This is a genomic window from Pseudomonas sp. PS02303, assembly GCF_029959925.1.
Classification (GTDB): Bacteria; Pseudomonadota; Gammaproteobacteria; order Pseudomonadales; family Pseudomonadaceae; genus Aquipseudomonas; species Aquipseudomonas mandelii.
The window spans coordinates 1-382 of record NZ_JASCOM010000570.1; the positions used below are offsets into that span (position 1 = coordinate 1).

1 protein-coding gene is annotated in these 382 nt (G+C 63.1%); it reads left to right on the forward strand.

The window, feature by feature from the left end:
* On the forward strand, window positions 1-382 hold a 382-nt coding region (locus QMX98_RS35135), incomplete at both ends, for an Ig-like domain-containing protein (RefSeq protein ID WP_282412102.1).

A 382-nucleotide genomic window follows, 5' to 3' on the forward strand; every position in this document is an offset into this window, starting at 1 on the left:
CGACGGTGGCATCACCTGGACCGCGACCTTCACGCCCACCGTCGGCGTGAATGACCTGACCAACGTCATCACCCTGGCCAATACCGGCGTGGCCGACCTTGCCGGCAACACCGGCAGCGGCACCACCAACTCCGGCAATTACACGATCGATACCGTGCTGCCGACCGCCACCATCGTGGTCGCCGACAATGCGCTGAGAATCGGCGAAACCTCGCTGGTGACCATCACCTTCTCCGAAGCGGTGACCGGTTTCAGCAACGCCGACCTGACTATCGCCAACGGCACATTGACGGCCGTGAGCAGCAGCGACGGCGGAATTACCTGGACGGCGACCTTCACGCCGACCGCCAGCATCAACGACACAACCAACCTGATCACCCTG